The organism is Frankia nepalensis (assembly GCF_016786325.1).
In the GTDB taxonomy this organism is placed as follows: Bacteria; Actinomycetota; Actinomycetes; order Frankiales; family Frankiaceae; genus Pseudofrankia; species Pseudofrankia nepalensis.
Genome location: NZ_JADWYU010000250.1, coordinates 1 through 13,002, shown reverse-complemented (window position 1 = coordinate 13,002; position 13,002 = coordinate 1). Strand labels below are relative to the sequence as shown.

Genomic DNA, 13,002 nt, shown 5'->3' with positions numbered 1-13,002 from the left:
CGCGCGGCGTTGCGTGCTGGCGGAGGGATTCGAACCCCCACAGCCGAGGCGACGGCTTTACAGGCCGCGGGGCTCACCAATGCCCAGCGCCAGCGGGATGTGACGTGGTCCCAGAAGGGCGCGCCTTCGCCCGCACCGTGCCAAGGCGGCGCTCTCGCCGCCAAGCCACGGGACCAGGGTGACGCGTCGTCCGCGCAGTAGGACTCGAACCTACAACCTCGGCCGTCGGAGGGCCGCATTCTTTCCATTGAACTATGCGCGGTTGAACTCCGTGGACAGGCCCCTTCTCCGGGCAACCCAGGAGGCCAAGACCTCGGCCCCCGATCGAGAGGGCGGCGGGAAAGGAATCGATCCCGACGGGGCTGGTCCGGCGCGATTCGAACGCGCGGCCCTCCGCTTAGGACGCGGCTGCTCTTTCCGCTGAGCTACGGACCCTCGGTCGTACGTACCCGGAGAGGGCATCGAACCCCCGGCCTTCTGCTTGTAAGGCAGCTGCTCTGCCGCTGAGCTACCCGGGCATGGCGCGGATGAGGGGACTCGAACCCCCGATATCCTCCCTGACAAGGAGGTGCCTTGGCCGCTAGGCGACACCCGCGTGGTGGAACTGGGGAGATTCGAACTCCCGACCGCCGGTCTGCCAGACCGGTGCTCTACCCACTGAGCTACAGCCCCAGGTTTGGGGTGACCGGAGGGACTCGAACCCTCTGCTGACCAGGATCACAACCTGGTGCCTCGACCACTTCGGCATCGGTCACAGTGGAGCCTCGGGGATTCGAACCCCGTGCCTTCTCCGTGCGAGGGAGCTGCTCTACCAGCTGAGCTAAGGCCCCTGGATGGCGCGCTGGCGTGGAGGGATTCGAACCCCCAGCATCCTCCTTAACAGGGAGGCGTTCTGCCGGTTGAACTACACGCCACTGGTGGCGGCGGTGGGATTCGAACCCACGATGTCGGGATTATGAGCCCCGCGAGGACGACCGAACTCCTCTACGCCGCTGTGCCCGCGGAGGGTCTCGAACCCCCGCCCCGCCGTTTAAGAGACGGCCGCTCTACCAACTGAGCTACACGGGCATGTGTTACGTTTGCGCCGACAGGTGCCGAGCGCGGCCTTCCTGCTCCCGCGGGCCTCGAGCCCGCGGTCGGCGGAAGAAGGAGGAGTCGAACCCCTACGGCTGACCGTCCACCCGTTTTCGAAACGGGGGCCACCCCACCGGCGGCGTCATCTTCCCGACGGGCCGCGACGCGGCCCTGGTGCTCCGTGCGGGACTTGAACCCGCAGTCTCCGGGTTGAGGGCCCGGCGAGTTGACCTGCTTACTCCAACGGAGCGCGGTGCCGCCCGAGGGAGTCGAACCCTCACTGTCCGCGCCCTCGACGCGGTGCCTCTGCCCGTTGGGCTAGAGCGGCGTGGTGGCCCGTGGGCTGGTACCGAGCCCTTGACCCTGCCGGCCGGTAGCGAGACGGGCAGGGGCGCCGCGGGCCGCGACGCGTGGGAGAAGCAGTTCGGCCGGGCCGGTCCCGGCGCCATGACGTTCCGGGCCGGCCGCGTGGCCGGTGTGGTCGCCCGAGGACTTGAACCTCGTGCCTCCCGCGTATCAGACGGGTGCTCTGACCGGATGAGCTAGACGACCGCGACAGCTGAGGTGAAAGGATTCGAACCTCTATCTCCGGGTCCAGGGCCCGGCGGCCTGCCATTGACCGACACCTCATTGTCCGCGTGGGTCCGGAAGGTATCGAACCTGCCTCTCCCGCTCTTCAGGCGGGCGCTGATCCATCTCAGCTACAGACCCCTGGAGTGGACGGCCGGGCTCGAACCGGCGACCTTCACCATGGCAAGGTGATGTGCTGCCAACTGCACCACGCCCACACGAAAAGCTCCGAGCCCAAGGGCGGATTCGAACCGCCGGTCTTCCCCGTACCAGGGGGACGCACTGCCGCTGTGCTACAAGGGCATGCCATGCCGCTGAGACGGCCTCCGGAAGCGGCGCGAGGAAGGACGTTCTCGCGCCGCTTCCGGCGAGGAGCCGCCGGGCGGACTCGAACCGCCGACCTGCCGCTTACGAGGCGGCCGCTCTGCCAACTGAGCTACGGAGGCACGTCTTTGGGATCCCGGGCATCCCGGGTCGGCCGTGGCCGGCCCGGCGGCTGGGTGTCCTCGACGAACCGGGAACAGGACCTGGCACCACGCCCTGTTCCTCGAGCGGCCACGGAGAATCGAACTCCGGTGTCGTGCTTGGAAGGCACTCGCTCTGCCACTGAGCCATGACCGCGGGTCGCGGGACGGTCGTCCCGCTCGTACCCCTCACAGGAGTCGAACCTGCGGCCTCCCGGGTCGCGGCCGGGCGCTCTTTCCACTGAGCTAGAGGGGTGCGGCGTCGCGTGACCGTGGCGGGGCCACGGCCGAGCGCGACGACGTCGTCGGGACGGCCGGATTCGAACCGACGTGGGCCTGATCCCAAATCAGGTGGGCTACCTCTACCCCACGTCCCGATTGGTGGCTCGAGGCGTGGCCTCGAGCACCCGACTGCCTGTGGCCCGCGAGCCGGCGGCTGATGGCGGCCGCCGTCGCTGACGCCGGACTCCTGTCCGAACGCCGCGGCGACGTCACCACCACCGGGTCATCCACCGCCGGCCGGGTACCACGGCCGCCTCGTTTCCGCGCCGACGGGGACGAGCCCTGGCGGCGCCGAGAGGAGGCGGCGAGCCAGGGATGGCGCCCTGGCATGTCGTGTCCGCTGTGGAGTTGTCAATCGCGCATTCGCGCACGAGCGCTCCCCTCGCGAGGGGGCGCGGGCAGGGACGGAGGGACTCGAACCCCCGACGAACGGTTTTGGAGACCGCCGCTCTACCGTCTGAGCTACATCCCTAGAAATCTGAGCTACATCCCCAGAAAGAAGAAGACCGCCTCTCGGGTATGTCCCGGGGCGGTCGGAGTCCAGTGACCGGTCAGGTCACGAGACGTCCGCGTCCGGGTTACCCGCGTGGTGCCAGCTCGGCACGGTTTCATGGGAGAACCGACCGTCGCCGTTTCTCGTCCCGGTGGGAAGAGGCAGGCGCGCCGACCGCGTTCCACTCGGTCGCATCTCGTCCTCCTCCGCCGCTTTCGCCCGGCCCGTCCGAGCGACTGAAATCAGGATGCCCCACACCGCGGATTGACTTCAAGGGATTTTTCCGGCCCGCCCGCCGGCCGCGGCTCGCCCGGGATCCGGCACCCGCGCCGCGCGGCGTCCGCCACGGCCAGCCCGCGGCCCGCCGCCCTCGGTGATCGATGGCCCCACCTGCCGAGGCCCGCGCCGCACGGTTCATCCTGAGACGCGTGGATGACGATATTCGGGAGCTAGTCAGGGCACAGCCGGCCTATCTGTTCGGATGGCCCGTCCCGCTGCTCGACGAGATCGGCGCCCTGTCGCGCGCGGCCTACGACGGCCAGATCGACCTCGACGGCTGGCGCCGCCACGACAGCGACCTGCGCGCCGCCATGCCGCCCGTCACCGTTGTCGACGCCGCCGCCGTCACCGCCCTGCACCGGCGGGTCACCGAGGCGTGGCGGGAGGCCAGGCGCGGCGCGGCGGACAGCGCCGACGCCGAGGGGCTGCTGACGCTGATGGGCCGGCTGCGCTACATCACCGAGGCCGCGCCCACGGACGCCACGCTGTTCCACGAGCTCGCCGGGATCACCCGCCAGCTGCGGGAGTACAGCCAGCACGACAACCTCAACCGCTCGTTCGCCCGGCGCGCCGAGCTGATCCGCGGCTGGCTCGTCACGTCGCCCGAGTACGACCTGGTCAGCGGCCTGGAGTGGGCGGTCGTCGGCCGCCACCGCTGGGTCAGCACCCCGCTGGGCGCCGTCCCGACCTTCGTGGACGAGGCCCGTCGGCTCGCGCTGACCGATCCGGCGAACGCGGAGAAGGCCAAGGCGAGCGCCGGCATCCGCGGCCACGACGGCGTGCCGCCGGCGATCGCCGCGGCCGAGACCCGCCAGGCGATGCTGTCGTCGTCGTTCGCCATCCTGCTCGAGGAGACCTGGCGGCGCCCGGGCTATGAGGACCTCGGGGAGAGCCTGGCGGCGACCTGGAACCGCCCGGCGACCCGTCGGCTGCTGCTGGAGGTCACCGCCGACGGCTGGCCGCGCGCCTTCGCCACCTTCGACCCCGGCCTGCCCAGCGTGGCCACCGGCCCGTCGGGTCGCGCCAGCCACGCGCAGGCGTCCACACCGATCTTCCAGGCGATGTCGAACGACCTGTCGAGCTCGCGGCTGGGCCAGGTCTGACGCCCGCCGTCCGGTGATCGAGCCGATCGGCCCGGGATCCGCGCGAGCAGTACCGGGCCTCGGCGCTACGCGGGCTGGCCGGGGCCGCCCCAGCCGTGCTGCTCGCACAGCGCGCGGCGCTCGGCCAGGCCCTCCGGGCTGCTGATGTCGCTGGTCATCGCGAGCCAGGCGGTCCGGAAGTCAGCCGGGAACGCCCGCTTGGCCATCTCGCTCGCCGCGAACACGGCATAGGCAAGGTCGATGTCGCCCACCGCCTGGCCACCGCCCGACAGCTCGCGGGCGTAGTCAAGCCAGAAGCAGGCACCCTGCCCGCTCGCGTCGAGTGTCCGGTCGAGCGGCGCGTTGCCGTCGGTGGCCAGCTGGGCGGCGTGCTCCGGGCAGTAGTTCGGCACGGCCGCGCGGGCCAGGGTCACCGCGTCGCCGACACTGAGCTTGCCCTCGGAGACCAGCGCCGACGTGGTGGCCGCCCCGCGCAGCGTCATCCCGGCGTCGAGCTCCACGCAGGTCCAGGTCGCCTGCTGGATCTTCCATTCGTCGTCGGCGTCCAGGTCGGGCAGCGTCTCGGCGATCTGAAGCAGGTACGCCTTGTCTCCGGGCGGCAGCGTCGGGCTGGCCGACGAGGCGGGGGGCTGGGACGGGCCGCCCGTCGTGGAGCCGGCCGTGGGGCTGGCGGCGGCGACGGGCGGCAGGTCGTCCGCGAGGCTCGGCCCGCAGCCGGTCAGCGCCAGCGCGAGCGCGCCGGCGAGCACTCCAACGGCGGCCCTCGCCGCCAGCGTCCACGGCCGCATTGCCGTCCCTCTCTGCCGGTGCGAATCGGGCATTCGTCGCCTCCATCATCGCGCCGGCCCCTGGCCGCCAACGGGCTGGTGTCGCCAGATTTACCCTAATGATCATTAGCCGGCGGCGCGGGCGGCGACGGCGCGGACAACGCGCGCATGCGAGTAGCCGAGCCGCGACACGCCGCTATCTCCAGGCATCCCGACGATCCCGCGCTTGGTCAACTCGTCCATGTCGTCACTCTGCGTGAGGATGCCCACGTGAACAGACGCAACGGATCATCGTCCCGCCGGCCCCTACGCGGGCCGGCGACCCGTGCGACCGCCGCCGCGGGTGTCGCCAGCGCGCTGGTCGCGGCGGCGCTGCTTTCCGGCTGTGGTGACGGCCAGCCCGGCGCCTCCGCCCAGACGTTCATGACGAACGGCCCGGGCACCACGACGGCCACGCCCACCGGCACGGCCACGCCCACCGGCACGGGGTCGCCCACGGGCACCGCCTCCCCCACCGGCACCGCAAGCCCGACCAGCACCGCCAGCCCGGGGGCCGGGTCGCTGAGCGCCACCAAGGCGCCGTTCACGCTGCCGAACGCGGTCAGCGACGCCGCGGCCGTCTCCAACAACGGCAAGGTGCTCGTCTTCGGCGGCGAGGACTCGACCGGCAAGGCCACCAACCAGGTGACCTCCGTCGACCCGAACGCCGGCTCGGCCACGTCGGCCGGGTCGCTGTCGAAGGCGGTGACGGACGCGGCGGCGGCGACCGTGGGCGGCACGCCGACCGTCTTCGGCGGGAACACCAAGGGAGGGGACTCGGGCGGCGTCACCGACTCCGTCCAGTCGTTCACCAACGGCACCAGCCAGGAGATCGGCAAGCTGCCGAGCCCGCGGGAGAACCACGGCGCGGCGTCGACGAACGGCAAGACCTACCTGGTCGGCGGCGACGACGGATCGAACACCCAGGGTGACATCCTGGCCACCAGCGACGGCAAGAGCTTCCAGAACGCCGGCAAGCTGGCGAAGCCGGTCCGCAATCCGGCCGTCGCGACCACCGGTGCCAACGGCGCCCAGAAGGTGACCATCTTCGGCGGGCAGGCCGACGACGGCCCGACCGACGCGATCCAGCAGTTCGACCCGCAGACCGGCAAGACCACCACGGTCGGCAAGCTGCCGCAGGCCCTCACCAACGCCTCCGCCTTCACGGTGAACGGCACGACCTACGTGGCGGGCGGCACGTCGAACGGCCAGCAGTCGTCGAAGATCTACAAGTTCGACCCGACGGACAACTCCGTCTCCGAGGCCGGTGACCTGCCGGAGGGCGTCGAGAACGCCGCGGCCGCGGCGACCGGCAACAAGGCCTACCTCCTCGGCGGCAAGGCCAACGGCGAGGTCAGCGACACCGTGACCGAGCTCAAGTCGAGCTAGCCCGCGTCCACCCGCCGGCGTCCGCCGGCCCACCGCCCCCTCCCGAGCCCGACCCGGGAGGGGGCGTTCCCATGCTCACCCAGAGCCACCCAAAGCGCGGTCCAGACAGTAGACGCAACCGTGAGTTTTCCCGCATGAACCTCTGGTAGCCAAACCCGGCGTGAGCGGATCCGGCTGACACCCAGGGACTGTCAAAAAAGTGGCAGTCGGTGCCATCTGCCGTTTCTTGTCATACGATCTCGTCAGGCAAAGCGGGCGGCCGCGCCGTACCTGGGCGTACCGCCCCACCTGGGGAGGGATCATGGCGACCGGCACAGCCAAGAACACCGCGGCCCGGCGCCTGCTCGCGGGCCTCTCCGAGCAGGCCGAGCGGGTTCTGCGACCCGCCCCGGGTGTCCCGGTCGTCCAGCCGGCCAGCCGGGCGAACGCCCCCGCCTCGGACGACCCGTCCACCGCCGGACCGGCGGGGCTGCGGGAACGCAAGAAGCAGCGGACGCGGCAGACGATCGTCGACACCGCGCACGCGCTGTTCACCGCGCACGGCTACGACGCGACGACGATCGAGGCGATCGCCGCCGGCGCGGACGTGTCCGTGCGCACCTTCTTCCGGTACTTCGCCAGCAAGGAGGAGGTCGCGCTCGCCCCGCTCGACGAGGTCGGCGAGCTGGCGCTCGTCGCCGTGGAGCGCCGGCCGGCCGGAGAGCCACCGCTCGCGGCCCTGCGCGCCGCGGCGCTGGACGCCTGGGTCGCGATGAACCCCGATCCGGTGGCGTTCCGCGGCTACGTCGAGCACCTGCTGATAGCCGACGAGGCGCCGGCGGTCAGCGCGGCGATGCTGGCGCGGATGCTGGGCCTCGGCGACCGGCTGGCCGAGGCGATCACCCACCGCTTCCCGCCGCCGGCCGGGCCCACGCCCGGCGGCGCCGACCTGCGCCCCCTGCTGACCGCCGCGGCGTTCCTCGCGGCCGTGCAGGTGGGCGTGCGGTCCTGGTTCAACGGAGGCGGCACCGACATCGCCGAGATGCTGGCGATGGTCGAGTACTGCGTCGACCAGCTCGTCCCCGCCGACGCGGCGCCCCACGCGGCCGAGCCGGCCAGCCCGCCCCCCGCGATGCCCGTCACGGCGCCAGGCCCGGCCAGGCTCGTGCCGGCCAGACCCAAGCCGGCAGACGAGACCAGCGGTCCGACGGCTCCCCGGACGGCCCAGCCGACCGGGCCCCCTGGCCCGGCCGGCGACGGCTGAGGCCGGCCGGTCCCGGCGGGCGGCCCGGCCGGGCCAACGCTGAGACCGGGTGGTCCCCAGACCCAGCGGCACCAGGTCCACGACCGCGGCCGCGCCCCTGACGCTCGGGCGCCCTGACCCACCACCGCACCCCGCCAGGCCGGTCCCCACGACCTGCCCGCGGCCAGCGCGGCCCAGCGTCGCCCGTTATTTCCCTTATGTCACGTAATCGCCATTGGTCATCCTGCTCAGGCGAAGGAAGGGCACTCTCGTGACCACCACTGACGAGACGGCGCGCTCCGCCGGGTCGCGGACCGCGAGGTACGCGCCCGCGCCGCGCGCCGCGGCCGACGACACCATCGCGGCCGACGTCTCGACGGACACCTCCGCCGCGGCTCCCGCGGCGGACCCCGCTCCGGCGAGCGCCGCGCCGCCCCGCGCCCCCCGTGCCCGGGCCGCCTCGGGCCGCGTCGACGCTCCCGCCCCCCGCAAGCCTGACGCCGTCGCGGCGGGCGCCTCGACGGCCGACGCCGAGCGGGCCATCGCCCGGCCGGCGCCCGCCGACCCGGTGACCGTCACCGCCGCCGTTCCCTCCGTCGCGGACCTGATCGCCGAGGCGACCGTCGCCGCGACGCCCGTCGCCTCGGCGGCCCTCGTCCCGGTGGACGAGGTGGACCGGGTCGCGGGCACGCTCGGCCGGGCCGTCGGGCACCTGCTCTCCCTGCAGGACGACGCCGGCTGGTGGAAGGGCGACCTCGAGACCAACACCACGATGGACTCCGAGGACCTGATGCTGCGCCACTGGCTCGGCATCTGGGACCCGAAGCAGGCCGAGCTGACGGCCAGGTTCATCCGCCCCCAGCAGAACCCCGACGGGTCGTGGCCGATCTACCACGGCGGCCCCGGCGACCTCGCGGCCACCGTCGAGTCGTACATCGCCCTGCGGATGGTCGGCGACAGCCCCGACGCGCCGCACATGCGCGCCGCCGCCGCCTGGGCGCGCGCCCGCGGCGGCGTGCCGGCCACCCGGGTGTTCACCCGGATCTGGCTGGCGCTGTTCGGCTGGTGGCGCTGGGAGGACCTGCCGGTCCTGCCGCCGGAGCTGATGTTCGTGCCGGCGAAGATGCCGCTGTCGATCTATCGGTTCGCCTCGTGGGGGCGGCAGACGATCGTCGCCATCATGGTGCTCATGGCCCACCGGCCGACCGGGATTCCGCCGTTCTCGATCCAGGAGCTGTTCCCCGAGCCCGAGGCCCCGGCCGGCCGCCGCCGGGGCCGGCGGCCCGCGGCGACGGACCCGCGTGACGTCCTGCTCGAGGACCTGTTCGCCGGGTCGGCCCCGGCCGGCGCGGCCGCCCCTGGCGGCGCCCTCGTGCCCGCCGCGCCGGCGCCGGCCGCGCGGCGGCGAGGCCGGAAGGCCGCCGCGCCGGCGGTGCCCGACGTCGCCGGCCGCGCGAAGGACGGCGGCGGGCCGCCCATTCCGCTGCCCGACGGCCTGCTGCGCGGCCTCGGCGCCCGGGTCACCCGGGGGCTCAAGTCCACCGCGCTGGAGCACGTCAACTGGGCCCTGCTGTTCGGCGGGATCGACAAGTTCCTGCACGTCTACCACCGCCACCCGATCCGGCCGCTGCGCGCGCTCGCGCTGAGCATGGCCGAGCGATGGATGATCATCCGGCAGGAGGCCGACGGCTGCTTCGGCGGCATCCAGCCGCCGACCGTCTACTCGATCATCGCGCTGCGGGTGCTCGGCTACCCGCTGGACCACCCGATCCTGACGACCGCGCTGCGCTCGCTCGACGACTACAGCGTCATCCGGCCCGACGGGTCACGGATGCAGGAGGCCTGCCAGTCGCCGGTCTGGGACACCTGCCTCGCGACGATCGCGCTGGCCGACGCCGGCCTCACCCGCGACGACCCGGCGCTGGTGAAGGCCGCCGACTGGATGCTCTCCCAGGAGGTGACCGAACGGCGCGGCGACTGGTCGGTGCCGATCCCGGACGTCCCGGTCGGCGGCTGGGCGTTCGAGTTCGAGAACGACACCTACCCCGATGTCGACGACTCCGCTGAGGTGATGCTCGCGCTGATGCGCGTGAACCACCCGAAGCCGGAGAAGGTCATGGCCGCCACCTACCGCGGCCTGCAGTGGGTGTTCGGCATGCAGTCGGCGGACGGCGGCTGGGGCGCGTTCGACATCAACAACTTCGGCCAGCTCGTCTACAAGATCCCGTTCGCGGACTTCGGGATGCTCACCGACCCGCCGTCGGCCGACGTGACGGCGCACGTCGTCGAGCTGCTCGGCGAGCTGGGGCTCGCTGACGACCCACGCACGAAGCGGGGCGTCGAGTGGCTGCTGCACTCGCAGGAGGCCGACGGCTCCTGGTACGGCCGCTGGGGCGTCAACCACATCTACGGCACCGGCGGCGTCGTGCCGGCGCTGCGCGCCGCGGGCCTGCCCGCCTCCCACCCGGCGATCCAGCGGGCCGCCGACTGGCTGGTCTCGCGGCAGAACCCGGATGGCGGTTGGGGCGAGGACTGCTACTCCTACAACGACATGTCCACGGCCGGCGTGGGCGTGTCGACCGCGTCGCAGACCGCCTGGGCACTGCTGGCCCTGATCGCCGCCGACCGGGTCGGCGAGGGCGAGAAGGGCGCGGCGGCCGCCCGCGGCGCGGCCTGGCTCGCCTCCACCCAGACGCCCGAGGGCACCTGGGACGAGGACCACTTCACCGGTACCGGCTTCGCCGGCTACTTCTACATCAACTACAACCTGTACCGCCTGGTCTGGCCGGTCATGGCCCTCGGCCGTTACCACCGAGCCCTCCAGGGCGAATCCCACTGATCCCGAGGCCCCGTCCCGGGGCGCGTCGACCACGCGGGCCCGCCGGTCTTCCGGCGGGCCCGCCGGCGTTCTCGCGCCCGGTTCGGAGGCGCCCTGCCCGGCCCCTCCGCGCCGGCGGCCTGCGGGCCCTTCCCCGCCGGGTGGACCACGGCCTGGCACAGTCACGGCTTGGCACAGTGACGCGCGGCGGCCAGGGCGAGACCGGGACGAGGGAGCGGCGATGACGACGGCAGTCAGCCAGGTCACGGACGTGGCGGCCTTCCACGGGGAGGGGCCGGTCTGGGTGCCCGGATGGGGCGGCCTGCACCTCGTCGACATGCTCGTCGGCGACGTGCTCGCGGTCGACGTCGCCTCGGGAGCGGTGGCCCGCTATCACGTCGGCACCGTGGCCGCCGTCGTGCGGCCGCGGACGAACGGCGGCGCCGTCCTGGCCCTGGAGCGCGGCTTCGCGCTGCTCGACCCGCCTGACGCCGCCACGTCGCCCGGCGCCGCCACGTCGCCCGACGGGGGCGCCGAGGCAGGCGGGCCGCTCGTCTCGCCGTTCGGGCCGCCAAGCGAACTGGCGACCCGGCTGAGACCCCTGCCCGAGCTCTGGGACGAGGCCAGCCGGATCCGGATGAACGAGGGTGGCTGCGACCCCGACGGCGGCTTCTACTGCGGGTCGATGGCGTATGCCAAGACGCCGGGCGACGGCGCGCTCTACCGCCTCGGCCCCGACGGCGCGGCTAGCATGATCCTGCCGAGCGTCACCATCTCCAACGGCCTCGCCTTCAGCCCGGACGGCACCCGCGCCTACTACGTCGACACCCCCACCCGCCGCGTCGACGCCTTCGACTACTCCCCGGCGGACGGCCTGACCGACCGACGCCCCTGGGCGACGGTCCCGGCCGGGCCCGGTTTCCCCGACGGCCTCACCGTCGACGCCGAGGGCGGCGTCTGGGTGGCCCTGTGGGCCGGCGGCGCGGTCTGCCGGTTCGACGAGGACGGCGGTCTCGACGCGGTCGTCAAGATCCCAGTCCCCCAGGTCACCGCGTGCGCCTTCGGCGGCCCGGACCTCGCGACCCTCTACGTCACCACCTCCCAGGACGAGACGGACACCACGGCGCACCCCCGCTCCGGTGCCGTCTTCGCCGTCGACCCCGGCGTCCGCGGCCTGCCCGTGCTCCCCTTCGCCGGCTGAGCGCACCCGCGCGGCGACCGGCGCGGCCCGGCACTGGATAGCGTGCATGCTCATGGGCCAGACAGCAGCTGACCGCGGCGCCGAACTGATCGGGCCGGCCGCCGACGACGCGATCGCCAGCGACGGCGTCCTCGGGACGGTGGTCGTACCGGCGCGGTTCAACGGGCCGCCGGGGAGCGCCAACGGCGGGTGGATCTCGGGGACCGTCGCTGGTTTCCTCGCTGAGCCCGCCGCCGAGGCCGGTACTGGTAGCGGGTGGGCGGCGGAGGCCGCGCTGCGGGCGCCGACGCCGCTGGAGGTGCCGCTCGCCGTCGAGGCCGCGGCGGACGGTGGGGTGCGGCTCGTCCAGGGCGAGACGGTGCTCGTCGAGGCGCGCGCGGCGAACGCCGCCGGCCTGGGCGAGCCGCCGCCCTTCGTCGGGTTCGACGAGGCCGAGCAGGCGGCGGCAGCCGCGGCGGCGGCGGCGCACCCGTTCGCGGACTGCTTCGGCTGCGGGACCGCGCGGGCCGTCGGCGACGGCCTGCGTCTCCTTGCCGGCCAGGTCGCGGGCGGCCCGCCCGGGCTGGTCGCGGTGCCGTGGACGGTCGACCCGTCGCTCGCCGGGCCCGACGGCACGATCGGCCGGCACCTGCTGTGGTCGGCGCTGGACTGCCCGTCCTTCTGGGCGCACCGGGCCGCGGCGCCCGGCGAGGACGTCGCCGCGCTGCTCGCCCGCCAGACCGTGGTTGTCACCGAGACCGTCCGTCCCGGCGAGACCTATGTCGTCGTCGCCACCGCGGACTCCGCCGAGGGCCGCAAGCTGCGCTCCTCGTCCGCGATCTACACGCCCGACGGCCACCTGCTCGCCGCGTCGGCCGCCCTCTGGATCCGCGTTCAGCTTCCCGACCAGGGCTGACCGACCAGGGCTTACACAGCCGCCCGCGCCTCATGGCTCCTCGGCGGACCACCGCCGTTCCGCCCGCTGACGAGGCCCGTCCCGCCCGGCCTCACGCCGTCCCGGCAACCGGGCAGACCGCTGGCGGCCCCTGTCGGCCGGCTCGCCGGCGGCCGCCGGCGACGGGCCGACCGGCACGGTGGCGGCGTCCAATACCTATAGATATATTGGGGCGAAGGACGTAACGTCGACGATCAGTCCGCTGGTGGCTGAGGGCAGAGGTGTGAGGACCATGGCTGGTCTCGATGACCTGGGCAGGGACGGCTTACCGGCGCTCGACTTCCCGGCGCTCGACTTCCCGGTGTTCGACGCTGACAACCACCTGTACGAGGCTGAGGACGCGCTGACGCGGCACCTGCCGGCGGCG

The 13,002-nt window shown here is 73.3% G+C and carries 7 protein-coding genes and 24 tRNA genes; 6 read left to right on the top strand and 25 right to left on the bottom strand.

What is annotated here, in order from left to right:
- Window positions 1–14 precede the first annotated feature (14 nt).
- From I6A81_RS38985 to I6A81_RS38870, 24 genes are all read right to left on the bottom strand, one after another.
- A tRNA-Tyr gene (locus tag I6A81_RS38985) sits at window positions 15–94 on the bottom strand.
- An 11-nt stretch (window positions 95–105) separates the two neighbouring features.
- Window positions 106–175: transfer RNA gene (locus tag I6A81_RS38980), tRNA-Ala, on the bottom strand.
- Window positions 176–189: 14 nt separating this feature from the next.
- Window positions 190–262 (bottom strand) — tRNA-Arg (locus I6A81_RS38975).
- Window positions 263–363: 101 nt separating this feature from the next.
- Window positions 364–435: transfer RNA gene (locus tag I6A81_RS38970), tRNA-Arg, on the bottom strand.
- An 11-nt stretch (window positions 436–446) separates the two neighbouring features.
- A tRNA-Val gene (locus I6A81_RS38965) sits at window positions 447–518 on the bottom strand.
- 1 nt (window position 519) lies between these two features.
- Window positions 520–595, bottom strand: a tRNA-Asp gene (locus tag I6A81_RS38960).
- A gap of 1 nt (window position 596) precedes the next feature.
- A tRNA-Ala gene (locus tag I6A81_RS38955) sits at window positions 597–672 on the bottom strand.
- 5 nt (window positions 673–677) lie between these two features.
- Window positions 678–755, bottom strand: a tRNA-His gene (locus tag I6A81_RS38950).
- A 2-nt stretch (window positions 756–757) separates the two neighbouring features.
- A tRNA-Ala gene (locus I6A81_RS38945) sits at window positions 758–830 on the bottom strand.
- 11 nt (window positions 831–841) lie between these two features.
- A tRNA-Asn gene (locus I6A81_RS38940) sits at window positions 842–914 on the bottom strand.
- Between the two features lies 1 nt (window position 915).
- Window positions 916–994: transfer RNA gene (locus I6A81_RS38935), tRNA-Met, on the bottom strand.
- A 1-nt stretch (window position 995) separates the two neighbouring features.
- Window positions 996–1,068: transfer RNA gene (locus I6A81_RS38930), tRNA-Lys, on the bottom strand.
- 178 nt (window positions 1,069–1,246) lie between these two features.
- Window positions 1,247–1,324: transfer RNA gene (locus I6A81_RS38925), tRNA-Glu, on the bottom strand.
- Window positions 1,325–1,328: 4 nt separating this feature from the next.
- A tRNA-Leu gene (locus tag I6A81_RS38920) sits at window positions 1,329–1,402 on the bottom strand.
- Window positions 1,403–1,552: 150 nt separating this feature from the next.
- A tRNA-Ile gene (locus tag I6A81_RS38915) sits at window positions 1,553–1,626 on the bottom strand.
- Between the two features lie 7 nt (window positions 1,627–1,633).
- Window positions 1,634–1,704: transfer RNA gene (locus I6A81_RS38910), tRNA-Gln, on the bottom strand.
- 9 nt (window positions 1,705–1,713) lie between these two features.
- A tRNA-Phe gene (locus I6A81_RS38905) sits at window positions 1,714–1,785 on the bottom strand.
- Between the two features lies 1 nt (window position 1,786).
- A tRNA-Gly gene (locus I6A81_RS38900) sits at window positions 1,787–1,862 on the bottom strand.
- A 13-nt stretch (window positions 1,863–1,875) separates the two neighbouring features.
- Window positions 1,876–1,947 (bottom strand) — tRNA-Thr (locus I6A81_RS38895).
- 70 nt (window positions 1,948–2,017) lie between these two features.
- A tRNA-Thr gene (locus I6A81_RS38890) sits at window positions 2,018–2,090 on the bottom strand.
- Window positions 2,091–2,194: 104 nt separating this feature from the next.
- Window positions 2,195–2,265, bottom strand: a tRNA-Gly gene (locus tag I6A81_RS38885).
- Window positions 2,266–2,291: 26 nt separating this feature from the next.
- Window positions 2,292–2,364 (bottom strand) — tRNA-Arg (locus I6A81_RS38880).
- Window positions 2,365–2,413: 49 nt separating this feature from the next.
- Window positions 2,414–2,485: transfer RNA gene (locus tag I6A81_RS38875), tRNA-Pro, on the bottom strand.
- A gap of 304 nt (window positions 2,486–2,789) precedes the next feature.
- Window positions 2,790–2,862: transfer RNA gene (locus I6A81_RS38870), tRNA-Trp, on the bottom strand.
- Window positions 2,863–3,311: 449 nt separating this feature from the next.
- On the opposite strand from I6A81_RS38870, the gene I6A81_RS38865 reads away from it, so the two are divergent.
- Window positions 3,312–4,265, top strand: coding sequence for a hypothetical protein (locus I6A81_RS38865; RefSeq protein WP_307875203.1), 954 nt, complete (start codon window positions 3,312–3,314; stop codon window positions 4,263–4,265).
- A 65-nt stretch (window positions 4,266–4,330) separates the two neighbouring features.
- On the opposite strand, the gene I6A81_RS38860 is transcribed toward I6A81_RS38865, so the two are convergent.
- Complete coding sequence (locus I6A81_RS38860; RefSeq protein WP_238438249.1) at window positions 4,331–5,086, bottom strand: DUF732 domain-containing protein; 756 nt, start codon at window positions 5,084–5,086, stop codon at window positions 4,331–4,333.
- 216 nt (window positions 5,087–5,302) lie between these two features.
- On the opposite strand from I6A81_RS38860, the gene I6A81_RS38855 reads away from it, so the two are divergent.
- The 5 genes from I6A81_RS38855 (at window position 5,303) to I6A81_RS38830 (ending at window position 12,596) form a co-directional block, all read left to right on the top strand.
- Complete coding sequence (locus I6A81_RS38855) at window positions 5,303–6,460, top strand: Kelch repeat-containing protein (protein WP_203004574.1); 1,158 nt, start codon at window positions 5,303–5,305, stop codon at window positions 6,458–6,460.
- Window positions 6,461–6,761: 301 nt separating this feature from the next.
- Window positions 6,762–7,703 carry a TetR/AcrR family transcriptional regulator gene (locus I6A81_RS38850; protein ID WP_203004573.1) on the top strand — a complete coding sequence of 314 codons (942 nt, stop codon included), beginning with the start codon at window positions 6,762–6,764 and terminating at the stop codon, window positions 7,701–7,703.
- 250 nt (window positions 7,704–7,953) lie between these two features.
- Entirely contained in the window at window positions 7,954–10,521 is a 2,568-nt protein-coding gene (shc, locus tag I6A81_RS38840) for a squalene--hopene cyclase (RefSeq protein ID WP_407661449.1), read from the top strand.
- Window positions 10,522–10,741: 220 nt separating this feature from the next.
- On the top strand, window positions 10,742–11,701 hold the full coding sequence (locus I6A81_RS38835) for an SMP-30/gluconolactonase/LRE family protein (RefSeq protein ID WP_203004572.1): 960 nt from the start codon (window positions 10,742–10,744) through the stop codon (window positions 11,699–11,701).
- A 52-nt stretch (window positions 11,702–11,753) separates the two neighbouring features.
- Window positions 11,754–12,596, top strand: coding sequence for a hypothetical protein (locus tag I6A81_RS38830; RefSeq protein ID WP_203004571.1), 843 nt, complete (start codon window positions 11,754–11,756; stop codon window positions 12,594–12,596).
- Window positions 12,597–13,002: the final 406 nt, after the last annotated feature.

Coding starts and splice junctions, on each gene's coding strand:
- I6A81_RS38860 (WP_238438249.1), bottom strand. CDS start 5,086: ATGCCCGATTCGCACCGGCAGAGAGGGACGGCAATGCGGCCGTGGACG.
- I6A81_RS38850 (WP_203004573.1), top strand. CDS start 6,762: ATGGCGACCGGCACAGCCAAGAACACCGCGGCCCGGCGCCTGCTCGCG.
- I6A81_RS38830 (WP_203004571.1), top strand. CDS start 11,754: ATGGGCCAGACAGCAGCTGACCGCGGCGCCGAACTGATCGGGCCGGCC.
- I6A81_RS38835 (WP_203004572.1), top strand. CDS start 10,742: ATGACGACGGCAGTCAGCCAGGTCACGGACGTGGCGGCCTTCCACGGG.